Raw genomic sequence first — 22,479 nt, 5'->3', positions numbered from 1 at the left:
ACGCCGTCACCTTACGCGGGGATGAAATTGCGCGGGCCGAAAAATGCCTGCATGTGCGCGATCTTCCCTTCTTCGTTGAAGTGGAACACGTCAATCGGCTGGATTTTGGTCTTCTGGCCGTCGGCCTCGACCGATACGGTGAATGCAAAGGCTGCCTGTCTGGCCGCTACCCGAATCGGCCCGTCCAGTGCCAGTTGGACCTTGGCCATGACCGCACCCGCATACAGGTCGCGAATCGGCCCCATCCCACGCCGTGGGTCGCTGCCGATCGGGTCCTCCACCACCGCGTCGGCGGCGAAAAGCGCGAGGATCGCATCGACATCACTTGCATTGAGCGCGCGCACGTACTCGTGCACGGTCGCTTCGATCATTTCAGGTGCCAACATGGTTTCTCCTCGGGTTCAAAACTGGGTTGGGCGGAAAGCGGCGTCGATGCCGCCATCCACGACGAACTGCGCGCCGTGCACATACCTTGCTGCCGTGCTCATCAGGAAAGCCACCACCGGGGCGATTTCGTCGGGCACGGCGCGGCGGCCCAGCGGTGCCGTGAGGTTGCGGATACCGTCGCCGTAGCGCGGGTCGTCGAGAGCCTGCTGCAAAAGCGGTGTGTCGGTGACACCCGGCGCGACCGTATTCAGACGCACGCCAGCTTGCCCCCACGCAGCAACGCGTTTGCGTACCGCCACGGTGAGCGCATTCTTCGAGCCGGCATAGGCAAGGTATCCGCCTTCCGCGGCCGCTCCCATGACGATCTCATGGGCTTTGGCCTCATCTCCGGATTCCAGGGTTGCGCCGATGGGATTCTGGTCCCAGGGAAGCATCGCTGACTCTATCGACGAGATGACGACCGCTGCGGACTGTTCGCCGTGGCGCAGACTCGGCAGCAGTTTGTCCAGCAGTTCGACTGCGCCGAAATAGTTGACCGAGACGATCCGCGAGGCCGGCGCCTGAGGACCGAGACCCGCACATAGGACGAGGCCGTCGAGCTTGCCATCGCAGCGCGTCAGTACTCGATCGATGATCTGTGCGCGGCCCTCGGCCGTGGACAGATCGCCAACGATGTCGGCATTGTGCAGATCGACGCCAATGATCTGATGGCCGGCGGCCTTCAGTGCCTGGGCGGAGGCGGCACCGATACCGGAGGCGGAACCGGTGACGAGAGTGGTCGGCATGATAAACATCCCTCAAAGAAGTCAGTAGGTATGGAGAAGCTTGCATCGAACCTGAAACGGTCCGATGTCGTAACGGCCAAACGGACGATGCCGTCTATGCAGAATTGCGTTCGGCGTGCAGGCGCTTTACGGCGAGAAGGTGATGGAGCACTCACCCATGCCGTCGATTCGCATCGCAAAGCGGTCTCCCGCCGCGACGGGCACCAGTGGTGCCAGCGAACCGGAGAGGATCAGTTCGCCGGCTTTGAACGGAATGCCGAAGGCGCCGAGGGTGTTGGCCAGCCATGCGACCGCCTCGGCGGGGTGACCCTGCACGGCCGCGCCCACGCCGCTGCCGGCAGGCGCGCCGTTTTTCCACATCTGCATCGAGACAGACGCCAGATCGAGCGCATGCGGATCGACATGCTGCCCGCCAATGACAAAGACACCGCAAGAGGCGTTGTCGGCCACCGTGTCCTGAATCCTGATCTTCCAGTCCTGGATGCGCGAGTCGACGATCTCGAAGCAGGGCGCCACCCAGGCCGTGGCGGCCAGTACATCTTCGCGAGTAACGCCCGGGCCGTACAGGTCGGTCTTCAACATGAAGGCGATCTCGCCCTCGGCGCGAGGCTGGATCATCTTCGCTCCGGCGAGCGACACGGTTGCGCCGTCCTCGAACTGCATGACGTTCGTCAGAAATCCGAAGTCGGGCTGGTACACGCCTAGCATGTCCTGCACCGCCTTCGAGGTCACGCCGATCTTCTTGCCGATCACGCGTTCGCCATCGGCCTCGCGTCGACGCAACATGTGCAGCGAGATGGCGTACGCATCTTCAATCGTGATGTCCGGATGGCGGCTCGTCAGCGGCGGCACGGTTTTGCGGCCACACAAGGCCTCGAACAGTTCGTCGCCAAGTTGGGCGGTTTGGGTAGCGTCCATGTTCGTCCTTGGCTCAGAGCCACTTCACGGGTCGATTGAGTTCCGTGTCTCGCAGGAACCGGGTCAGCAGCGCTCTCAAAGCGATGGTTCCGGAGGCACCGAGGGTGTTGGCCATGTCATCCTCGAGCCGTTTTCCGGTCTGCTTGAGCTGTTCGGCGATGGCACGTCCATCCGCAGTCAGATCGAACTCCGTCTCTTCCCGGTCGTGATGCTTGCCTTCCCGCGCGATCAGAATTCCCCGGGCTTCGAGATCGTCGAGCACCTGGGGGGCGGCGGATTGGCCAGCGTAGTCCAGCAGCGAGTTGATTTCAGTGCGGCTGCGCCAACTGCGCTCTCCGAGCGCGAGGAGAACGAAAAGCTCGGTATAGAGGAACCCCATCCTGCCACCGGCTTCCCGCAACTGGCCGCAGTGATACAGGTAGGCCGAACCCAGCAGGAAGGCGAGTGAAGCCGCTGTCGTGCTATCGGTTTCGCAGACTGCGTTCCATTGTGTTTCGGTGCTCGTGGCAATCGCGTAGCCGCTGTCGTGATAGACGAGGGGCGGGGTGTCATTGCGGACGAAGTCAACCACTTCGCCGACGAGGATGACATGATCGCCTCCGTCGTAGAGCCGGAAGCTGCGGCACAGAAAGCGCGCGGCACATCCGCTCAACAAAGGCGTGCCATCGGCACTGCGCTCGAGTTCCAGTCCCGCGAACTTGTCGCTGCCGGACCTGGCAAAACGGGTGGACAGATCAGACTGGTCGTGAGCCAATACATGAACGGCCCAGTGCGATGTGGTTTGGAAAGCGGGCAGGCTGCCTGCGCGGCGCGCGAGACTCCACAACACGAGGGGCGGGTCGAGCGAGACCGAATTGAAGCTGTTGGCCGTGACCCCGGCGAGGCGCCCGTCGGGACCGCAGCAGGTGATCACGGTGACCCCGGTCGTGAAGCGCCCTAGCGCCGCGCGCAGCGCTTGCGCATCCATCAACGGCCGCTCGGGATTACCTGAGCTATGCGCCAACGACAAATTGTTTGTATTCATTTGTACATTCCGAATGATGCGGCTGCCAACTGATGAACGTTCTCTATCATGGCAAGGTCCACATTACGCTAGCGTATGGGTTGCGAACATCGTTGAAACGGACTAGCTCAGTCTGCGCAGACATGGGGCTCTTCTTTCGAAGAAGCCGTACCAATGAGCGTAGCGCTTGCGAGGCTCAGCAGAAGCATGCATGCAGTCAGGCCAAATGCGGCGTAGTAGGACACCTTCTGAGCGATCCACCCCGTGATCACCGAGCCGACGATCGTGCCTAGATCCGCGGCCATCTGGTGGGTGCCCACCAGTGCGCCGCCGCCTGGATGGCTTTTCGACAAGTCGCCGATCAACGCTGAACCTGCCGGCACACTGAGTGCTGTTCCGACAGCGAGGACTGCGAAACAGGCGAGGTAAGTCAAGCGGCCAGGCGTCGCTATCACCAGCAGGTAGGCGCACAGCAAGGCGGCCTGCCCGCATATCAGCGTGAATCTTCGGCCTATCAGGTCGACCGTTGTGCCGGCCACGGGAAGCATGAGAGCCTGGACGCTTGCGCCGAGCGCAAGCGCTATGCCGATCCAGGCTTTGTCGTCATGAATTGAGTTCAAGAGAAACAGAGGCAGGATGGATACGCGCACACCATAGGAGGCCCAGCCAACGCCAAAATTGCAGAAAAAGGCCGAGCGAAAAGCAGGAATGCGAAACGCCTGAATCAGATCAATTCGAGGGGAGGAGGATCGACTCTTTTTCTGAGGGGCAACCTGAGATGATCTGAGTGAAAAGTAGATGACCCATGCCGAAGCGGCGACCCCGGCGCCATAGATAAAAAAGGATAGGCGCGGCGACAGGCTGGACATCGTCGCGCCAATCGCCGGTCCTGCCGTCGCGCCGAGATAAAAGGCGCCCATGTAAAGGCTCACGACTCTGCCGCGATGCGAAGCGTCGCTGGAGAGTATCAGCAACGACATTGCAGCCACGGTATAGATCGCGGACCCTGCACCACATAACCCACGAAACAGCGTCAGTTGCCATCCGCTCGCTGACAACCCCGCCAGCAAACTCGCGGACGCGAGAATGCACATGCCGCTGGTTAGCACGGGTATCGTGCCAAACCGGTCGATCAGGCGGCCAGCCGGCACATTCGCAATGATCCGGCCCAACGCGAATGCGGCGATGATCGCGCCCACCATCGCACTGCCGACGCCAAGCTGCCGGGCAAACACCGGGATGGTGGGTGACTGAATGCCAAAGCCAACCGCGGAAATAAAGTTGGCGGCACTCAAGACTTTCACCTCTTTGGAAAGCCACTTCTTCGGACTTGCCGCCTCGGGCGTGAGCATTGACGAAAACGGTGCATCGTCAACGCGCGCGCGGCTATCAAAGTCGCGACTGATTCGTTCGTCAGGCATTCGGATTCCAGCTCCGTTGTGCATCCATGATGTGCGGCGCTCCGCCTGATTGAACGGCGCGCCGCCTGAGTCGCAACGGGAAGATGGTCACGGTGCCCACGGCGCTGCGTCAACGTCCAGGCAGACTAGAGGCGGGATCCGAGGCATGCACTCGGACTGGGCAAGCTATGGGGTTCTCCCCAACTTCGATCTCCGCGGCACCGGTGCCGTTTCACTCCTAGTCCGTTCGTGCGATGCGCCGAGAGTTCGCGTTAGCCAGACTTAGGCTCACCACAAGGTAGTTATAAAAATTCCATAGATCCTTTGATGGAGGAGACGAAGTTGGAGCACTCCCGTTCAAAGAGGTGCATCGCTCAAATGCGACCTCTACTTGCTTTTCTTACCCTCGCTGGATTGACGCAAACCGCGGGGGCCTTCGAGATTCCTACTGGAATCGATGATCTTGCCGTCCATTGGGACAACACAATTACAGCCGGGCTCGGCTGGCGTGCGCAGGGCATCGATCCCGTGATCGGCAATAACGTCACGACACATCAATCGGATTACAAGTTTCCGAACGCAGGCGACATGTGGAAGAAGCGCATCGATGTGCTTTCCGAGTTCGACGTCGTCTTCAGGGATAACTATGGTTTTCGCGTCAGCGCGGCGGGCTGGTATGACGCAGCGTACGACAACCACAACTACGGGTCCAACCCGAACCTGTTCGCGTTCAGATCGCGCACCGATGGGTTCGACTCGTACACGAAGCGCTATTACAACGGCCCCTCGGGTGAACTCCTCGATGCCTTTGCATTCGGCAACTTCAACCCTGGCGGCCACAATCTTTCGATGAAGGTCGGTCAGTACTCGCTCGTCTGGGGCGTCTCGCAGGTGAGTATCGGCGAGGCGCTGTCGTATGGGCAGCAGCCGATGAACTTCCAGAAATCGGCGGAAAACCCGGGTATCTCGCCTAAAGAGATTGCGCTGCCGCTACCGCAGGTGTCGTTCCAGGCCGATCTCGTTCCGAAGGTGTCCCTCGCCGGCTATTACCAGTTGGCCTGGCGGCCGAACCGGCTCTCCGAGGGCGGCACCTATCTGGGCGCGGCCGACCCATTGTGGCAGCCGACCGCTGGCGTGCCCGTGGCCCCTGGCGTGACACTTCCGATCTCTGAATTTGAACCCCCCTCCCACCCGGGCGGCAACTATGGCGTGCAGCTCTCGCTCACGCCGGAGGTCATGGGTGGCGGCAACGTATCGCTCGTCTATCGCAGGTTCGACGAAAAGCAACCGTGGCCGCTGCTGGTCAACGATGCCAGTTTCTCCGGATTCCACAATTCCTTCGCGCGCGGCGTGCAACTGTTCGGCGTTTCGTCGAACTTCGGCGTAGGAGGAATCAGCGTGGGCGCCGAAATGAATTACACGAAAAACGGCGCGCTGTCCTCCACGGGCATCGGTCAGGACGGCGCTCGTGGCGACACGTGGCACGCGCTGCTCAACGGCATGAAGATGTTCGGCACCACGCCTTTGTGGAACTCTTCCGTTCTCATTGCCGAGCTTGGCTACACGCATCTCGTGAACGTCAATTCACGGCCGGACCTGTTCAATGGAGAGGGCTACGCCTGTGTGGGCGGCCAGGCGGCAGGATGCGCGACCAAAAACACCGTGACGGGTTCTCTGATCTTCCAGCCGATGTGGTTCAACGTGCCGTTTGACGGCGTGAACCTGACCGGCAATCTCGTTCTGGCCGGATACGGGATCAAGGGCACGACGCCGAACCTGATTGGCGGTCAGCTCGGTTCCTATACCTGGGGTATCGGCGTGACGGCCGATATCCGCAATCGCTACAAGCTCGCCCTGCAGTACACCGGCTACGGAGCGAGAAAGGCACAGCAAACGACCGATCGCGGCAACGTGATCCTGACTTTCTCGACCACTTTGTGACCGCGGCACCGCCTAATTCTGTCGGAGACTTCACATGTTCAAATGTAAATTCATTGCGGCTGCGATAACGGCAACCCTGCTCACGTCCCAGGTGTCGGTGGCCGCCGTCAGCGCGGATGAGGCCGCTCATCTGGGTAAGGACCTCACGCCGTCGGGCGCGGAGCGCGCGGGGAACAAGGACGGCACCATTCCCGCGTGGGACGCGGACTGGAAAGGGCCGTCCTACCCGAAGGAAGCCGGGCGCCTGCCCGATCCTTTTCCCGGCGAAAAGCCCTTGTATGCGATCGACTCGAAGAACATGAGCCAATACGCTGACAAGCTTTCTCCAGGGACCAAGGAACTGCTGCAACGCTACCCGGACTACAAGATGACGGTCTATCCGAGTCATCGCACGTTCGATGTCCCGGATTTCGTGAACAAGAACACCCTGTGGAATGCCACGCACGCGACGACCAAGGATGGCGGCACGAGCATCGAGAATGCCCTTGGCGGCATCGCGTTCCCGATTCCGAAGACCGGCAACGAGGTGATCTGGAATTTCCTGTACCGGTACATCGGTTCTCCGGCGATGTACTACGTCGAAGGCTTTCTCTGGGATCCCAGTGGTCACAAGATACTTCTGTACAGCATCAGGGACTACACCGAAGCGCCGATCTATGACGAGCCGGACACGCCGAACGACACCTACCAGAAACGCCTCGCACTGTTTGACGCTCCGGCTCGCCAGGTCGGGGATCAGTCGCTCATGTTGATGAAAACCACGTCAGGCGCAAACGGCAACACGATCGACTACATGTACACGCAAGGGCAGCGGCGTGTGCGTCTGGCGCCGGAAACCGCCTACGACACCCCTGCGACGGATGCGGCCAGCTCTTTCTACTGCGACGAACGCGGGCTCTGGGAAGGGTCGATGGATCGCTTCGATTTCGTGTTGAAGGGCAAGAAGGAGATGTACATCCCGTACAACGCCAACAAGTTCGAGTTTATGCCGGCGGACGAGGCTTTCGGTCCTCAACATCCGAAGACCGACGCGCTGCGCTGGGAGCTGCATCGCGTGTGGGTGGTCGAGGCAACGCTGAAGAATGGCATGCGTCATGCCGAGTCGAAAAAAGTGTTCTACCTGGACGAAGACCGCTGGGAAATTTCCTTGTACGACGCCTACGATCCGACCGGGAAACTGTTCAAGACGGCCTACACCATTCCCATTCATGACTGGGAGAACAAAGCAGGGGGCGTCAATCCGGTCGTGTTCTTCGACCTGGCCAAAGGGCAATACGTTGCAGCCATGCATTTCGGTGAAACGAAGGGCATTGTCCGCATCAAGCGCTGGCCCGCGTCCAGGCTGACGCCGGACGCTATGGCCGCTAACGGAATTCGCTGAGCGTAAGTGAGGGGATCGTCCATGAGTAGAAAGATGGCACGGGTATCCGGCGTGCTCGCGTTGGGGCTGCTATTGCTGGCCGGCGCGCCGGCGACGAGTTTCGCCGGGGCCTTCGTCGATCCGCTGGATCTGCCGGCGCCGAGCGCTTCCCAGGCTGCGCACCGGCCCTTGCGGGCCATCGCGCGGGCCGGACAGCGCCTCGTCGCGGTCGGTATTCTCGGGCGTATCGTCGTCTCCGACGATGACGGCAAGACGTGGCAGCAGGCGCGTGTGCCGGCCAGCGCAGACCTGAATGCCGTCACGTTCGTGGACGCATTGCACGGATGGGCCGTCGGCCACGACGGCCTGATCCTGACTACCCGTGACGGCGGAAGCACGTGGTCAGTTCAGGTTGATGGGCGTCGCCTCGAGCAACTGATCACCGGGCATTACAGCGCGCTGGCACATGCCGGCAATGCTCAGGCAGCGAAGCTGCTCGAGCAGTTGCCTAACATGATGCAGCCCGGTGTGGCCTCGTTTTTCATGGACGTGGCGTTCGAGGACGAGAAGAGAGGGTTCGCCGTCGGCAAGTTCGGCCTGATCCTCGCGACCCAGGATGGCGGCAAGACGTGGGAACCCAGCAACGATCACATCGACAACCCGCGCTTCCTGCATCTGACCGCTATCCGCCGCATCGCCGGCACAACCTGGATCGTCGGTGAAGAAGGAAGTGTCTGGAAGCTGAACCCGCAGAGCCAGAACTTCGAGCTGACCCATGTCGGCTACAACGGTACGTTGTTCGGCATCGCCGGAGACGGCGATTTCGTTCTGGTCTTTGGCATGCGCGGCAATGCATTCCGCTCGGCGGATGGAGGCGGGCATTGGGAAAAGGTTGGCACCGGCATCGCCGGTGGCATCACCTGCGCAACCGTGCTGTCCGATAGGAACGTCGTGCTGGCGGCACAGTCGGGCGAGCTGGCCGTCAGCCACGACGCCGCACGCACCTTTGAACCGCTGACCGGTGAACGGCCCACGATGTACGCCGGGGCGCTCGGCCTTGGGTCCGGTGAGGTGATGCTGGCCGGGCTGAACGGCGTGCAGATCCAGAAGAGCAACAGCAGCAATGGCGCGCAACTCAATCGAACAGGTACGAAATGACCGCACATCACGCAAGAGACGACACGCCACCGATCAGTGATGTTACACAGTTCGATCCCCGGTCGGGCTCCTGGCTGGAGCGCCTCATTTTCAATCACCGACGCTGGGTCTTGCTCCTGTGCGTTCTCATTACTGGCGTGCTTGGATGGCGCGCCTCGCATCTGACGGTCAACGCGAGTTTCGAGCGGATGATCCCGCAGTCCCATGAGTTCATCAGGAATTACAACACCTACAAGAGTGACCTGGGAGGAATGGGCAACGCGCTGCGGATCGTCGTGGAGAATCGCAACGGCGACATCTACGACCCTGCCTACCTCGACGTTGTCAGGCAGATCACCGACAAGGTCACGGTCATGCCCGGCGTGGACCGCGCGTGGGTACGCTCGCTGTGGATGCCGGGGGTACGGTGGAACGCGATCACGGAAGACGGCATGGCGGGCGGCGCGGTGATGCCCTCGCAGTTCGACGGTTCGCCGCAGAAGATGGAGCAGTTCCGGCTCAACGTCTCGCGGGCGGGGCTGACGGGCGACCTGATCTCGCTCGACAACCGCTCAAGCATGATCTACGTGCCCCTGCTCGACACGATCCCGGAAACCGGTAAGCCGCTCGACTATCCAGCGCTTGCGAAGCGCCTCGACAATGAAATCCGCGTGCTCGAGCGCACGCCGGACAGCAAGGGGCGCCCATTGAAAGTCACGGTGCGCATCGTGGGTTTCGCGCAGCTGGTGGGGGACATGATCAAGGGGCTTGGGCAAGTCGCGACGTTCTTCCTCGCCGCGGCGTTCGTCGCCGCCGCCGTGGTCTACGTGTATACCCGTTGTCTTCGCAGCACTGCGTTGCTGCTGTTCACAGCGTTGCTCAGCGTCGTGTGGCTGCTCGGCCTGATGCAGCTCCTCGGCTATGAGATCGATCCGTATTCGATTCTCGTGCCCTTCCTGGTGTTCGCCATCGGCCTGTCGCATGGCGCGCAAAAGATGAACGGCATCATGCAGGACATAGGACGCGGCGTACATAAGTACGTGGCGGCGCGCTACACGTTCCGGCGTCTCTTTCTCGCGGGCCTGACCGCGCTGCTCGCGAACGTGTTCGGTTTCGCCGTGCTGCTCGTGATCGATATTCCCGTCATCCGCGATATGGCGATCACCACCAGCATCGGCGTGTCGGTGTTGATCTTCACCGCGCTCGTGCTAGTGCCCGTGCTGTTGTCCTATCTTGGCGTCGGCCGCAAGGCGGCTGCGCGCGCTACTGCCGCGCACGGCCGAAGCAACCGCGAGTCCAACGGTGCGCTGGTGCGCTTCCTGGTCAAGTGCACGACGCCTCGCCGGGCGTGGATACTGATCATCATCGCGCTCGGGCTCGGCATGGACGCAGTCGGGGTGCGCAGCAGGCTGCAGGTGGGCGATCTCGATCCGGGCGCGCCCGAATTGCGGGCCGATTCGCGATACAACCGCGACGTCGCGTTCCTCGCGTCGAACTTTGGCCGCTCGACCGATCAGTTCGTGGTCTTCGTGAAGAGCCCGCCGGGCGAATGCGGCAAGTTCGAGTCGCTCGTCCAGATGGAACGCCTCGGTGCGCAGCTCGAAGAGGTGCCGGGTGTGCAGGCTACACAGAGCCTTGCGGACAAGGTGCGCTACTACACGTTGGTGCCGGGCGAAGGCAATCCCAAGTGGATGAGTCTCAGCCGCGATCCGCGCATCACGGAAACGGGGGCAAGCGAAATGGCCGCCAATAATCCCGACATTGCGGATTTCCGGTGCGAGATGGCGTCGGTGGTGGCCTATCTCTCGGATCACCGCGCGCCGACGCTGACGCGCGTGGTGCAGAAGGTGAAGGAATTCGCCGCACAGAACAACACGGCGCAACGGCAATTCCTGCTGGCCGGCGGCTCCGCGGGCATCGAGGCGGCCACCAATCAGGTCGTGGAGAAGGCTAGCGTCACCGTGCTGCTGCTGCTGTACAGCTCCGTGATCGTCCTGTGCGCCATCGCCTTCAGGAGCTGGAGAGCCGTCCTCGTCGCGCTGATTCCGCTGGTCATCACCTCGTTGCTGTGCGAGGCGCTCATGGTGTTGCTCGGCATTGGCGTCAAGGTGGCCACGCTTCCGGTCATCGCGCTCGGTGTTGGTGCAGGCGTCGACTACGCACTGTACCTGCTCAGCGTGCAGCTGACCTTGCAGCGACGCGGAGCCAGCCTGACCGACGCGTATCGTGGCGCGCTGATGTTTACCGGCAAGGTGGTCGCGCTGGTCGGGTTTACGCTCGCTGCCGGCGTGGTGACCTGGGTGTTTTCGCCTCTGAAATTCCAGGCGGACATGGGCATCCTGCTGACGTTCATGTTCTTGTGGAACATGGTCGGCGCATTGGTGCTGATTCCCGCGTTGTCTCACGTGCTGCTGCGCGGTGAGTCGCGCAAGGCCCGAGCCGGCAACGCCGCGCCGGATGCTCCGCTCGGGCTTACCTGAGGCGCTGTACAGTAAATACCCCAATATTTTGTGTGCGCATCTACTTCATAAAATCCCAATGCGCATGTGGAGATTCGATTGCCGACCATGTACTGAACCCACCGTACGGATGTGCGAAGAGGGGTTTGCCGGAGACAAGTCATGATGCACCTTGTAGAGCAACGTGAGACGGTCGAGCACATGATGAACGGTGTGAGCGCGATTGAGTTTCCGGAAACATGCATGACGGCTGAACGCGCCGAACGCGCCGAGTTGCGCGATCGCGCGATTCACGCGGTCTACGAGTCCGTGCTCGAGGACGAGCCGTGGCGCAAGTGCGTTGGACTGTTGACGGAATACTTCGAAGCCTCCAGCACGACGATCGTCGTGCGGCCGCCGAAGGCGTACGACATGGGCTACCTGGTATGTATTCCCGGGCATGCCCCCACGGAATTGGCCTATTGCTCGCGTTGGTACGAATCGGATCCGTTTGTGGAGTTGCCGCCGGAACGCGTGGTATTGGCCTCCGACGTTTTGACCGGCAAGCAGTGGTTTTCAAGCGAGTACTACCGTGAGTTCCTGAGCCACATGATGACCACCGATCTCAGGCGCATGCTGGGGGTGAACATCGTCACACGCGCCGGAACGGTGTCGCGGGTTCGGGTGCATCGAACTCAGGACATGCCGCCTTTCACGGATGAGGACAGGCGCCGGCTGGGTCAGTTCGTCCCGCATATCAAACAGGCGATGGCGCTTGCGGCACATGTCAATCGTAAGGAATCCGAGCGGCAGATCTTCGAGGAAGGGCTTGACCGCCTGAACATCGGCGTCGTGCTGCTCGACGAAACAGGCCGGCTATTGAGGGCGACCGCTGTAGCGAGCAACCTGCTGATCCGCTCAGACGGTCTCAAGGCGGTCGACCGGACTCTCGAAGGATGCTCTCGAGCCGACACCCGCGAATTGCAGCGCCTGCTCTCCAGCTCTCAGGAGCATCCCGGGATGGTCGTGGCGACATCGTTGAGCAGGCCGTCAGGCCGCCGCAATCTGGCCGTCATGGTGCGTAGCATTCCACTGCTGGAAGAGACCGAAGGCAAATTGCGTCCTGCCTGGGCGGTGTTCATCCGCGATCCGGATGCGAATGCCGATGCTGCGCGCGATATCCTGCGCCAACTGTTTGACTTCACGCCCGCCGAATCGCAGTTGGCGATCGAGCTGACAAATGGCCTCAGCCTTGACGAGGCCGCGGAAAAACTGGGCATTCGACGCAATACGGCGCGAGCGCATTTGCGCGCCATTTTTTCCAAAGCTGGTGTGACGCGGCAAAGTGAGCTGGTGCGCGTCATGTTGAACGCGGTGATCGGTCCTTCCGCAGCCGAGAAGTAATATCAGAAAAGTTGGCGCTCCCGCCCGGATCGCGGCGGGTGGCGCCGCTCGGCTATTGCAATCCCAGCAGCGTGATCCACGCGTGCTGCGTCTCGACTCCTCTCGACGCATTCCTTCCCAGCTTCGTTTGGCCTAGTCCATTCGGGCGATGATGGCTCAAGGGTCAATCGCTAAAGTCCTGTTGGTGGCGACCGCCTTCTTGGACTCTGCGAGGCCGTGACCGCTTATTCAAGCCGGTTAATCCATTAAAAAAACCTGTTTGATACCTGAATAAAAGGCAAAAAATGGAGACACGCGTGAATCACGAGAATATCCTCAGTACGCCTGATGAGTGTGACGTACTGGTCATTGGCAGTGGCGCAGGTGGCATGCTGGCGGCGAATCGCGCCCGTGACCTGGGTCTGAACGTGATGGTCATCGAGCGCAGCGATCGCTACGGCGGAACGAGCGCTCTGTCCGGAGGCGGAATCTGGGTTCCCTGCAATCGGGACATGGGCGATAAGGACTCGCGAGAGGATGCGTTGACTTACCTCAGGGCCTGCAGTCAGGGGCGCGTTGCCGAGGAAAAGCTGTGCGCGTATGTCGACACGGCCGCGACGATGATCGACTACCTGAGCAATGAGGTCGAGACGCCTTGCCATGCAGGTTTCAAATGGGCGGACTATTGCCAGAAGCTGCCGGGTGCGAAAGACGGCGGAAGGACCATGTTCCCCGAGCCCGTCGATGCGGGCATCCTCGGCGACGATTTTTTCCGGCAGCGCGAACCCGCCGCGTTCAGCAAGCTCTTTGGCCGTATCTCGTTGTCGGTCGATGATGGTGCCGTGCTGGGTGCGCGCGGACCCGGCTGGCGTCGTCACTTGCTCAAGCTGCTGTCAGGGTATTGGCTGGATTTCGGCTGGCGGCGCAAGACGAAGCGGGACCGCAGGCTCGCGATGGGCGCGGCGCTGGTCGGCGGCCTGAGAAAAGGCCTGTACAAGCGCAAAGTGCCGCTGTACCTGAACACCCGCTTTCGGCGTTTCGTCGTGGAAAACGGGCGCGTGGCAGGCGTGGTGGTGCTGCGCGAAGGCAACGAGATCACCATTCGCGCGCGCCACGGCGTGATTGCCGCCGCAGGTGGCTACGAGCAAAACCAGGTGCTGCGCAATCAGTACTACCCGGTGCCGACCGAGGTGAGCTGGACTATCACCGTGCCTCACAACAACGTCGGCGACACGCTCCTCGCTGGCATGGAGATCGGGGCCGCGACTGACCTGCTGGGCGTTGCGTGGTGGATACCGTCCATTCGCCTGCCCGCCATTCACACACCGAACGCCGACACGCGCGCCGGACTGTTTACAGAGCGCTGCCAGCCGCATTCGTTGTGCGTGAACCGCACGGGGCAGCGGTTCGCGAACGAGGCCATCTCATACCACGATTTCGGCGCGGAGATGATCAAGGACTACGAGCTGACGGGTGCAAACGTGCCTTGCTGGATGATTTTCGATTCCCAGTTCCGCGCCAAGTCCATCCTCGGCAGCATCATGCCGGCGAAGCTGATGCCCGATTCGGCGCTGCCGCAGGAATGGTGGGATTCGGTCATCTACCGGGCGGATTCGGTGCGGGAACTGGCGCGCAAGATAGGTGTGCCGGATGAGACCTTGTCCGCCACCGTTGCCCGTTTCAACCAGTTTGCGCGCACGGGCGTCGACGAGGATTTCCAGCGCGGCAAGTACTCGTACGACAACGTCTATTGCGATCCGCGTCATGGTCCGAGCCCCACGCTGGGGGCGCTCGAAAAAGGTCCTTTCTACGCGGTCCGGCTCGATCTCGGCGATCTCGGGACGCTGGGCGGCCTGAAGACCGACCACAACGGACAGGTGATCGACACCGACGGAAAGCTGATGCCGGGGCTGTACGCGATCGGCAACTGCTCCGCCTCCGTCGCTGGCGGCTCGTACCCCGGTGCCGGTGCCACGTTGGGACCTGCGATGACCTTCGGCTATCGCGCAGCGAACCATATCGCGCAGGAGGCCGCCCGCGACAGGGCGCCATCCGCAAAGCGGGCACCGGTTCGCGCCGTGACCTGATTCGAATTCGGAAACATCGGAGATGTCTGGTGAATGCTTTATACAGCGTTGAGCAGGAAATGTTCGCAAGCTCGCTCGCGCGGCTTGCGGGGTCGATCGGCATCACGCAACCGCGGGAACTCGAAACGGTAGACCGGGAGCAGGGATGGGCCGAGATCGCGGAAGTGGGCCTGCTGGCGCTGCGTCAGCGTGACGATGGCGTGCCGCTCGCGTCGGGCGTCGAGGTGCTCATCGCCGCGGAAGCGCTGGGTGGGGCCCTGGCGCCGCAGCCCTTTACCGGTTGCGGGGTCATGGCCACCGAACTGATGGCATTGGCGCAGGCACCGCAGGAGTGGATCGACACCAGCACGAGCGGGTCGGGCCGTTGCGGCGTCATGCTGAGCCGTGACCTGTCACGACTCGCCACCATTGACGACACCGAAGCGGTCGCCTGGGATGTCGATGGCGCCGACCATGTGCTCGCGCTCGCGCCAGGCGTGGAAGGACCGCGCCTCGCACGGCTGTCGTTGAAACAGGGATTCGTTCGTGCGGACAGCACGGACCTGACACGCAAGCTGATGCGCCGGGACGGCGCGCTTCTCGAGCCCGAGATTGACGGTGAGGTGCTCGACGAGGCGGCGTTCGATCGTTGGCTCGCGTTGGCGCTCGTCGCGCTCGGCGGCGACATCACCGGCGCGCTGCGCTCGGCGCATGCCGCCGTCGTGGCGTTCACGAAGGAGCGGGTGCAGTACGGCGTGCCGATCGGCAGCTTCCAGGCGGTGCAGCACATGTGCGCGGAGATGCTGGTCCAGATCGAAGGCGCCCACACGATCAACGCCTATGCCGCGTGGGCGGTCGAGGCGCTGGAGCCGGCCGAGGCACTGTTCGCGGCTCGCACGGCGAAGGCCTATTGCTCGGCTGTCGCGCTGCCCGTGGCCGAAACCGTGATGCAGGTCTATGGCGGGATCGGACAGACATGGGAGCACATCGCGCATGTGGTGACCCGCCGCGTGATGATGGACGCCAAGGTGTTCGGCGACGAGGCCGAGCAGCTCGAGCGCATCGCCGATCGTCGGCTGACGCACAACGCCTGAAGGAACAGAGAGATGGATTTCCGGGAAGACGCAGAGCAGTCCAGATTTCGTCTTGAGCTGCGTGAATGGCTCAAGCACAACATCCCCGAGGGTTGGCAGGACGCCAGCACCATCGAAGAGCAGCGCGCGCTTCGCAAGAGCTGGCACCGTTCGCTCTACAACGCCGGCTATATCGGGCTGAGCTGGCCGACCGAATACGGTGGCCGGGGCCTGTCGCCGCTTTACGACGCGATCCTCAACGACGAGGTCGGCCGTGTGGACGCGCCGTATCTGCCGGCCGTCATCAACTTTCTCGGCCGAGCCATCTTCACATACGGCACGGAGGAGCAGAAGCGCACGCACCTCGCGAGGATGCTGAGCGGTGAGGTTCAGTGGTGCCAGGGGTTCAGCGAGCCCGGCGCGGGTTCGGACCTCGCGTCGTTGCGCACGCGGGCCGAGCTGAATGGCGAGCGCTACGTCATCAACGGACAGAAGATGTGGACGAGCGGCGCGCTGACCGCCGAATGGTGCCTCGTGCTGGTACGCACCGATACGCAGGTGCCGAAGCACAAGGGGATCTCCTGCCTCATCACGCCGATGGATGTCCCCGGTATCGAGACGCGCGCGATCTACCTGGCAAACGGTGAGCCGGAGACCTGCGAGGTGTTCTTCACCGACGTCGAGGTGCCGGTGGAAAACCGCATCGGTGCCGAAGGGCAGGGCTGGAACATCGCGATGACGACAGTCTCGTACGAGCGTGGCGCGTCGGACACCGGCAGCATCGCCAGGTTGCGGCAACAGCTGCGCCAGCTCGAGCAGATCGCCGTGCAGCGCGGGCTGGATCGGCAATCGGACATGCGCCGGCGGCTCGCCCGCGCATACGTGGATGTGGAGGTGCTCGCGCAGAACGCGGCATATCAGTTGTCGCGCCGCATCTCCGGGCATCAGGCGGGACCGGAAGGTTCGATCGGCAAGCTGCTGTGGTCGCGCGCGTCTCAGGAACTGATGCATACGGCGCTGGAATTGACGGGGGCCGATGTATTGACGGGCCTGATGCCGGAATGGCTGTCGGACTATTTCCAGTCGCGGCCGGTCAGCGTATATGGCGGATCTTCGCAGATCCAGAAGAACATTCTTGCGCGCATGCTCGAATTGCCGCGCTGAGCATTCAGATACGGAACATCAGGATATCGAACCATGCTATTGAAAGACAAGGTGGCGGTAGTGACGGGCGCGGCACAAGGTATCGGACGTGCCCTTGTCGAGCGCTTCTCGGCCGAGGGCGCGCGCGTCGCGGTCGTGGACATCGACGAGCGCGGCGCGCAGACGGCCGCGCAGATCGAAGCGCAGGGCGGACGCGCGATGTTCGTGCACTGCGACATCACGAGGCGGGCATCGGTCAACGAAGCCGCTGCGGAGATCAAGTCGAAGCTCGGCCCAATCGACATTCTGGTGAACAACGCGGGCAACATCCAGCCGGCAATGCTGCACAAGATGACGGACGAACAATGGGATTCGGTGATTGCCGTGCATCTGAATGGGAGCTTCTACTGGCTGCAGGCCGTTGTCGCCGACATGATGGAGCGCCGGTGGGGCCGCATCATCTTCTCTTCATCGTCGACGGCCCAGAACGGCTCGATCGGCCAGATCAACTACGCGGCGGCGAAGTCGGGGATGCTCGGCATGGTTCGCACCGCGGCGCGTGAGCTCGGCAAGTACAACATTCTCGTGAACGCGGTCGCGCCCGCCGCTACGACCGACATGACGAAGACGATCCGCGAGGATCCGAAATTCGCCGAGCAATACGCGGCCGCGCTGAAGGCGCACCCGCTGCGTCGCTCGGGCGAGCCCGAAGAAGTGGCGAGGGGTTATCTGTTCCTCGCATCCGATCTTTCATCGTTCGTTACCGGGCAAGTGCTGTCGGTGGATGGCGGCAGCATGCTGGTGCGCTGATTCGCGCGCCGCATTCAATTGTGCCAGGGAGTGTCATGTCTAACTCTGTTGCGGGGCGTGCCCCGCTTGACCGACTGTTTTCGCCGCGCTCGATTGCGATGATCGGCGCATCCAATGCCGCAGGCCGGATTGGCGCGTTGATGTTCGCGAACCTGGCCAGGTTCTATAAAGGCCGCCTTTATCCGATCCATCCACGCGAAGCCGAAATCCAGGGCGTACGTGCGTATGCGAGCGTGGCCGACGTGCCCGACCAGATCGATATGGCGGTCATCGCGGTCTCGGCTGAATCCGCGGTCGGGGTTCTCGAAGAAGTGGCCGCGGCGGGTATTGCGGGTGCGGTCGTCGTGACTTCGGGATTCGCCGAAGCCGGCGACGCGGGCAAAGCGCTGCAGGCCCGGCTGATCGAGGTGGCGGAGCGTACCGGTGTGCGCCTGATCGGGCCGAACTGCATCGGTTATCTCAACGTGGCGGAAGCCGTGGCGGCCAACTTCGCGTTGTTGCCCGGTCAGCCGCTGCCCGTGCCTGGGCGCGTTGCATTGATCTCGCAAAGCGGCGGCTTCGGCTCGTACCTGATGTCCAAGGGCCTGGATGCCGGTCTGCAATTGGGCTGGTTCGTGAGCACAGGCAACGAGGCCGATCTCAACCTGTCGCAGGTGCTGCGCTACCTGGTGGAGCGGCCCGAGGTCGGGGTGCTGCTGATGTTCAGCGAAACGCTGCGCGATCCCGAGATCTTTATCGAGGCCGTCGAGCGAGCCTATGCGCTCGGCAAACCGGTGGTGCTGCTCAAGGCCGGCCGCTCGGATGAAGCGGCGCGCGCGGCGATGAGCCACACCGCGTCGATCGTCGGTTCGGCGGATGTGCTCGACGCCGTGTGCAGCCAGTACGGTGTGCTGGTCGCTGAGACGATGGAAGAGATGCTCGACTACGGCCTGATTTTCCAGGATGGACGTCGGCCTGCTGGCTCGCGCGTCGGCATCGTCACGACGTCGGGCGGCGCGGGCGTGCTGCTGTCGGATGAGGCCGCGCGAGCCGGTCTTTCGCTACCCGAGTTGCCGCGTGACGAGCAGGAGCGCCTGATTGCAGTCCTCCCTCAGCCGTTCTATGGAAACGTGTCGAACCCGATCGACACGACGGCGCAAATCACGGCGAAGCCGGGGGCGACGCGCTCGCTCTATGCCGAGCTATCCGGCTCTGAGTCGCTGGATATGCTGACGACGGTGACATGGGCTTCCACCAGTCCGGCTGCGGCGCCCGCGATGCAGGAGCTGATCGACTTCTACAAAGGCACCGGAAAGCCCGTGGCCGTGCTCTCGACCGCGCTGATACCGATGTTGAGAGACGCCGGTGTGCCCACCTACACGGACCCGCGCCGTGTGATGCGTGCGCTGGCGGCGCTGGCACAGGTCGCGCAACGCGAACCCCTCGCGCACTCTGCGCGGCGAGCGCAAGACGCCGCACGAGCGGACCGGGCACGCAAGCATCTGGAGATCCCGCTGCAGGAGCGCGTCCTGATGGAGCATCAGGGCAAGCGCCTGTTTGCCGAGTATGGCATTCCGGTGACGCGCGAGCGGCTCGTGCACAGCGCCGACGCAGCGATCGACGCGGCTTTGCAACTCGGCGGCAAGGTGGCGCTCAAGGTCATGTCCTATGCGTTGCCGCACAAGTCAGACGTCGGCGCGCTGCGGCTAGGGCTCAGCAGCGCGGACGAGATCCGCGACGCGTTCGAATCGATGATGAGCGAGGTGAAGCAGCGCGCGCCGCGGGCGGCAATCGAAGGCGTTCTGGTGCAGGAGATGGTTCCCGCCCGCATGGAGCTCACTTGTGGCGTGCAGCGCGATCCGGTGTTCGGCCCGATGGTCGCGGTTGGCCTCGGTGGAGTGCTGATCGAGCAGATCGCCGAAACGGCGCTGCTTCGACCGCCATTCGATACCGCGACAGCATTGCGCGCCATTCGCGGTTTGCTCGGAGGCCGCCTTGTGAAGGGTCGCCGTGGTCTTTCAGAGCAGGAGCAGGTCCAGATCGCGGAGGTGATGGTGGGCGTGGGCAACCTGGCGCTCGATCTGCCCGAAGTGGCCGAAGTCGACATCAATCCGATTCGCGTGGGTGACGCTCGCGCAGTCGCAGTCGCAGCCGATGCACTCGTGGTGTTGGCGCGTGATGGTGCGGCTGACGCGAACACGCATTGAGAGGGTTCACATGGCAGACGCGTCCCTGATCGGCTATCGATTCCCCTCGTTCAGCTTCCCCGTCGAGGAGGGCAAGCTGCGAGAGTTTTCCCGTGCGGTGCTGTGGGAGGGCGGCGCGAGGCCAGCGCCGACGTTCAGTGCCGCGGCCAGTTTCTGGACCCCGCCCGATACGGGACCGGGATTGAATCTCGACCTCAAGCGCGTGCTGGCCGGCGGCAACGAATGGGAGTACCTGGGCCTCATCGCGGCCGGCGATGTGCTGACGGTGCATGCAAGCATCACAGACGTACGCCACAAAGCCGGCAAGCGCGGTGTCATGTCCATCATTGTTCGAGAGGCGCGCTTCGTCAATCAACGCGGCGAGGAGGTGCTCGTGCAGCGTAGCGACATCATCGAGTTGCCCCCTCGGAATACCGCCGATGAAAGCGCGAAGGAGGGCGTATGAGCGAATCGGGTCACGCATATTGGCGCGTTGGAGCCGAGGCGCCGACACGGCGCGTCGGTCCCGTCACGCGCAGCCATATCGTGCGCTATGCCGGCGCGGGAGGCGATTTCAATCCGGTCCACCATGACGAGACGTTCGCACAGGCTGCGGGCTACCCCAGCGTCTTCGCACACGGCATGTTGACCGCCGGCATTCTGGGCGGGTATGTCGCGGACTGGCTCGGTGACGATCGACTGCGCAAGTATTGCGTGCGGTATGTGGCCCAGGTCTGGCCGGGCGACGAACTGATCCTGAGCGGTCAAGTCGCTTCCGTGCAGGGCACTGCGTCAGGTCTGATCGTGGATTGCCAACTCGCGGTGCACCGGCAAGTTGAGGCGGGTGAACCACAACTGGTGCTGAGCGGCACGGCGCAGGCCGTCGTGCATGACGCTCAGGAGGACTGATGATGCCAAATCCAACTTTTACCGAGCTTGCGCCTTACCGTGGCTACACCGAGGCGATCGGACGCGGGGTGCTCGCGTACCAGCATTGCGAGGCCTGCGAACGCGCGGTCTTTCCGCCGCGCGTGAATTGCCCGCATTGCGGCGCAACGCAATTGCATTGGCGTGACAGTGCCGGTATCGGCACCGTCTATTCAGCGACCGAGGTCGTCGCGAGAGATGGTGCCTACAACGTGGTGCTGGTGGATCTGGACGAGGGTTTTCGCATGATGAGCACGGTGCCCGGCGTGGCGAGTCCCGCTATCGGGCAGCGGGTTCATGCCCATGTCGAGGCGCAGCAGGGCGAGGCTTCACGCGTGGTCTTCGAGGTGTTGCCATGACGCATCCGTTGCGCGGTGTGGCGAGTATCGTCGGCGTCGCGGAGTCCGATCTCGGAGACGTGGGTGCCGACCGTTACCCCCTCGATCTCGCGGCTCAGGCAGCCGTTCGCGCGCTCGCCGAGGCGGGCCTGACCATGCGCGATGTCGATGGCCTCTATAGCAACATCGGTGGCCGTTTCATGGCCAATCTCGATGTTGGCGAGGCGCTCGGCATACGCCCGCGTCTGAGCGGGACGGCCAATGTGGGCGGCAGCAGCTTCGTCTCCAACGTGCTTCACGCGGCGGCCGCGCTGGCCGCCGGCCTCGCGGACACGGTACTCATCGTCTATGGCAGCACCCCGCGCGCCGATCGCCAACGGAACAATCAATCTGGCTTGCGGGAAGTGCCTTCGTATCAGGCACCCTACAAGCCACTCGATCCGGTCACCGGCTATGCGCTAGCTGCGGCGCGCCATATGCACGCGTTCGGTACGACGCGAGAACAACTGGCCGAGGTCGCCGTCGCGGCGCGGCAATGGGCGTTGCTCAATCCGGCGGCTTTCAATCACGCGAAAGGTCCGTTGACCATTGCCGAGGTGCTGTCGAGCCCGATGGTATCGACGCCGCTCGGCGTGCGCGATTGCTGCCTCGTCACCGATGGCGGCGGCGCTGTCGTGATGACACGCACGGAGCGCGCGCGCGATCTGCCCCAACCGCCAGTGGCCGTGCTGGGTGTGGGCGAGGCGCACTGGCATCGCTCGATCTCGCAGATGCCGGAACTCACCACGACGGCGGCGCGCGACTCGGGTGCTCGCGCCTACGCGATGGCCGGGGTTGGGCCATCGGACATCGACGTTCTGCAGTTGTACGACGCGTTCACGATCAACCCGATTCTCTTCCTCGAGGATCTGGGCTTTTGCGCGAAGGGAGAGGGCGGCGCATTCGTGAGCGGCGGACGCATCGCGCCGGGCGGCGCACTGCCTGTCAATACGAACGGCGGAGGACTGTCGTATTGCCACCCGGGGATGTACGGCATCTTCACCTTGATCGAAGCCGTGCGGCAGTTGCGAGGACAAGCCGGTGCGCGCCAGGTGCAGGGTGCTGAACTGGCCATCGCGCATGGCAATGGCGGGCAGTTGTCGAGCCAGGTCACGGCGGTGCTCGGCACGCTTGCGACCCTTTGAACTCTACCTACGACGCGAACA

Annotated in this window: 19 protein-coding genes; 14 read left to right on the top strand and 5 right to left on the bottom strand. The window is 62.7% G+C overall.

Annotated elements, in window-relative coordinates:
* Positions 1-11: 11 nt before the first annotated feature.
* From L0U81_RS32045 to L0U81_RS32025, 5 genes are all read right to left on the bottom strand, one after another.
* Complete coding sequence (locus L0U81_RS32045; RefSeq protein WP_233809936.1) at positions 12-371, bottom strand: nuclear transport factor 2 family protein; 360 nt, start codon at positions 369-371, stop codon at positions 12-14.
* Positions 372-401: 30 nt separating this feature from the next.
* Positions 402-1,172 (bottom strand): SDR family oxidoreductase, encoded by a 771-nt coding sequence (locus L0U81_RS32040; protein WP_233809934.1) that lies wholly within the window; start codon positions 1,170-1,172, stop codon positions 402-404.
* Positions 1,173-1,298: 126 nt separating this feature from the next.
* Complete coding sequence (locus tag L0U81_RS32035; protein WP_233809932.1) at positions 1,299-2,090, bottom strand: fumarylacetoacetate hydrolase family protein; 792 nt, start codon at positions 2,088-2,090, stop codon at positions 1,299-1,301.
* A gap of 13 nt (positions 2,091-2,103) precedes the next feature.
* Positions 2,104-3,114 carry a flavin reductase gene (locus L0U81_RS32030; RefSeq protein WP_233809930.1) on the bottom strand — a complete coding sequence of 337 codons (1,011 nt, stop codon included), beginning with the start codon at positions 3,112-3,114 and terminating at the stop codon, positions 2,104-2,106.
* A gap of 107 nt (positions 3,115-3,221) precedes the next feature.
* Positions 3,222-4,514, bottom strand: coding sequence for an MFS transporter (locus L0U81_RS32025; RefSeq protein ID WP_233809928.1), 1,293 nt, complete (start codon positions 4,512-4,514; stop codon positions 3,222-3,224).
* Positions 4,515-4,835: 321 nt separating this feature from the next.
* On the opposite strand from L0U81_RS32025, the gene L0U81_RS32020 reads away from it, so the two are divergent.
* The 14 genes from L0U81_RS32020 to L0U81_RS31955 all read left to right on the top strand — a co-directional run bounded on the left by L0U81_RS32020 (position 4,836) and on the right by L0U81_RS31955 (position 22,458).
* Complete coding sequence (locus L0U81_RS32020) at positions 4,836-6,434, top strand: DUF1302 domain-containing protein (protein ID WP_233809926.1); 1,599 nt, start codon at positions 4,836-4,838, stop codon at positions 6,432-6,434.
* Positions 6,435-6,531: 97 nt separating this feature from the next.
* Entirely contained in the window at positions 6,532-7,815 is a 1,284-nt protein-coding gene (locus tag L0U81_RS32015) for a DUF1329 domain-containing protein (protein ID WP_233809924.1), read from the top strand.
* A gap of 33 nt (positions 7,816-7,848) precedes the next feature.
* On the top strand, positions 7,849-8,952 hold the full coding sequence (locus L0U81_RS32010; protein ID WP_233809922.1) for a WD40/YVTN/BNR-like repeat-containing protein: 1,104 nt from the start codon (positions 7,849-7,851) through the stop codon (positions 8,950-8,952).
* Complete coding sequence (locus tag L0U81_RS32005; RefSeq protein ID WP_442793477.1) at positions 8,949-11,411, top strand: efflux RND transporter permease subunit; 2,463 nt, start codon at positions 8,949-8,951, stop codon at positions 11,409-11,411. The genes L0U81_RS32010 and L0U81_RS32005 overlap by 4 nt, the downstream gene beginning before the upstream one ends.
* Before the next feature lie 141 nt (positions 11,412-11,552).
* Positions 11,553-12,773, top strand: coding sequence for a helix-turn-helix transcriptional regulator (locus L0U81_RS32000; protein WP_233809918.1), 1,221 nt, complete (start codon positions 11,553-11,555; stop codon positions 12,771-12,773).
* Between the two features lie 296 nt (positions 12,774-13,069).
* Entirely contained in the window at positions 13,070-14,839 is a 1,770-nt protein-coding gene (locus tag L0U81_RS31995) for an FAD-dependent oxidoreductase (RefSeq protein WP_233809916.1), read from the top strand.
* Positions 14,840-14,898: 59 nt separating this feature from the next.
* Positions 14,899-15,912 (top strand): acyl-CoA dehydrogenase family protein, encoded by a 1,014-nt coding sequence (locus tag L0U81_RS31990; protein ID WP_233809914.1) that lies wholly within the window; start codon positions 14,899-14,901, stop codon positions 15,910-15,912.
* 12 nt (positions 15,913-15,924) lie between these two features.
* Complete coding sequence (locus L0U81_RS31985) at positions 15,925-17,055, top strand: acyl-CoA dehydrogenase family protein (protein ID WP_233809912.1); 1,131 nt, start codon at positions 15,925-15,927, stop codon at positions 17,053-17,055.
* A gap of 33 nt (positions 17,056-17,088) precedes the next feature.
* The gene (locus tag L0U81_RS31980; RefSeq protein WP_233809910.1) at positions 17,089-17,844 is read left to right on the top strand and encodes an SDR family NAD(P)-dependent oxidoreductase; all 756 of its coding nucleotides are present in this window, start codon (positions 17,089-17,091) and stop codon (positions 17,842-17,844) included.
* Between the two features lie 35 nt (positions 17,845-17,879).
* Positions 17,880-20,030, top strand: coding sequence for an acetate--CoA ligase family protein (locus L0U81_RS31975; RefSeq protein WP_233809908.1), 2,151 nt, complete (start codon positions 17,880-17,882; stop codon positions 20,028-20,030).
* Between the two features lie 10 nt (positions 20,031-20,040).
* Positions 20,041-20,475 (top strand): FAS1-like dehydratase domain-containing protein, encoded by a 435-nt coding sequence (locus L0U81_RS31970; RefSeq protein WP_233809906.1) that lies wholly within the window; start codon positions 20,041-20,043, stop codon positions 20,473-20,475.
* Complete coding sequence (locus tag L0U81_RS31965) at positions 20,472-20,918, top strand: MaoC/PaaZ C-terminal domain-containing protein (RefSeq protein ID WP_233809904.1); 447 nt, start codon at positions 20,472-20,474, stop codon at positions 20,916-20,918. The genes L0U81_RS31970 and L0U81_RS31965 overlap by 4 nt, the downstream gene beginning before the upstream one ends.
* On the top strand, positions 20,918-21,295 hold the full coding sequence (locus L0U81_RS31960; protein WP_233809902.1) for a Zn-ribbon domain-containing OB-fold protein: 378 nt from the start codon (positions 20,918-20,920) through the stop codon (positions 21,293-21,295). The genes L0U81_RS31965 and L0U81_RS31960 overlap by 1 nt, the downstream gene beginning before the upstream one ends.
* A complete protein-coding gene (locus tag L0U81_RS31955; protein WP_233809900.1) occupies positions 21,292-22,458 on the top strand; it encodes an acetyl-CoA acetyltransferase in 1,167 nt (388 codons plus the stop codon). Before L0U81_RS31960 ends, L0U81_RS31955 begins: the two co-directional genes overlap by 4 nt.
* The last annotated feature ends 21 nt before the right edge of the window (positions 22,459-22,479 follow it).

The sequence above is a fragment of the Paraburkholderia sp. HP33-1 genome, from assembly GCF_021390595.1.
In the GTDB taxonomy this organism is placed as follows: domain Bacteria; phylum Pseudomonadota; class Gammaproteobacteria; order Burkholderiales; family Burkholderiaceae; genus Paraburkholderia.
Note: the sequence above shows the minus strand (reverse complement) of the source record. Positions and strands in the feature narration are given on the sequence as shown.

Coding starts and splice junctions, on each gene's coding strand:
- L0U81_RS32045 (WP_233809936.1), bottom strand. CDS start 371: ATGATCGAAGCGACCGTGCACGAGTACGTGCGCGCGCTCAATGCAAGT.
- L0U81_RS32040 (WP_233809934.1), bottom strand. CDS start 1,172: ATGCCGACCACTCTCGTCACCGGTTCCGCCTCCGGTATCGGTGCCGCC.
- L0U81_RS32035 (WP_233809932.1), bottom strand. CDS start 2,090: ATGGACGCTACCCAAACCGCCCAACTTGGCGACGAACTGTTCGAGGCC.
- L0U81_RS32030 (WP_233809930.1), bottom strand. CDS start 3,114: ATGAATACAAACAATTTGTCGTTGGCGCATAGCTCAGGTAATCCCGAG.
- L0U81_RS32025 (WP_233809928.1), bottom strand. CDS start 4,514: ATGCCTGACGAACGAATCAGTCGCGACTTTGATAGCCGCGCGCGCGTT.
- L0U81_RS32010 (WP_233809922.1), top strand. CDS start 7,849: ATGGCACGGGTATCCGGCGTGCTCGCGTTGGGGCTGCTATTGCTGGCC.
- L0U81_RS32005 (WP_442793477.1), top strand. CDS start 8,949: ATGACCGCACATCACGCAAGAGACGACACGCCACCGATCAGTGATGTT.
- L0U81_RS32000 (WP_233809918.1), top strand. CDS start 11,553: ATGATGCACCTTGTAGAGCAACGTGAGACGGTCGAGCACATGATGAAC.
- L0U81_RS31990 (WP_233809914.1), top strand. CDS start 14,899: ATGTTCGCAAGCTCGCTCGCGCGGCTTGCGGGGTCGATCGGCATCACG.
- L0U81_RS31985 (WP_233809912.1), top strand. CDS start 15,925: ATGGATTTCCGGGAAGACGCAGAGCAGTCCAGATTTCGTCTTGAGCTG.
- L0U81_RS31980 (WP_233809910.1), top strand. CDS start 17,089: ATGCTATTGAAAGACAAGGTGGCGGTAGTGACGGGCGCGGCACAAGGT.
- L0U81_RS31975 (WP_233809908.1), top strand. CDS start 17,880: ATGTCTAACTCTGTTGCGGGGCGTGCCCCGCTTGACCGACTGTTTTCG.
- L0U81_RS31970 (WP_233809906.1), top strand. CDS start 20,041: ATGGCAGACGCGTCCCTGATCGGCTATCGATTCCCCTCGTTCAGCTTC.
- L0U81_RS31965 (WP_233809904.1), top strand. CDS start 20,472: ATGAGCGAATCGGGTCACGCATATTGGCGCGTTGGAGCCGAGGCGCCG.
- L0U81_RS31960 (WP_233809902.1), top strand. CDS start 20,918: ATGATGCCAAATCCAACTTTTACCGAGCTTGCGCCTTACCGTGGCTAC.
- L0U81_RS31955 (WP_233809900.1), top strand. CDS start 21,292: ATGACGCATCCGTTGCGCGGTGTGGCGAGTATCGTCGGCGTCGCGGAG.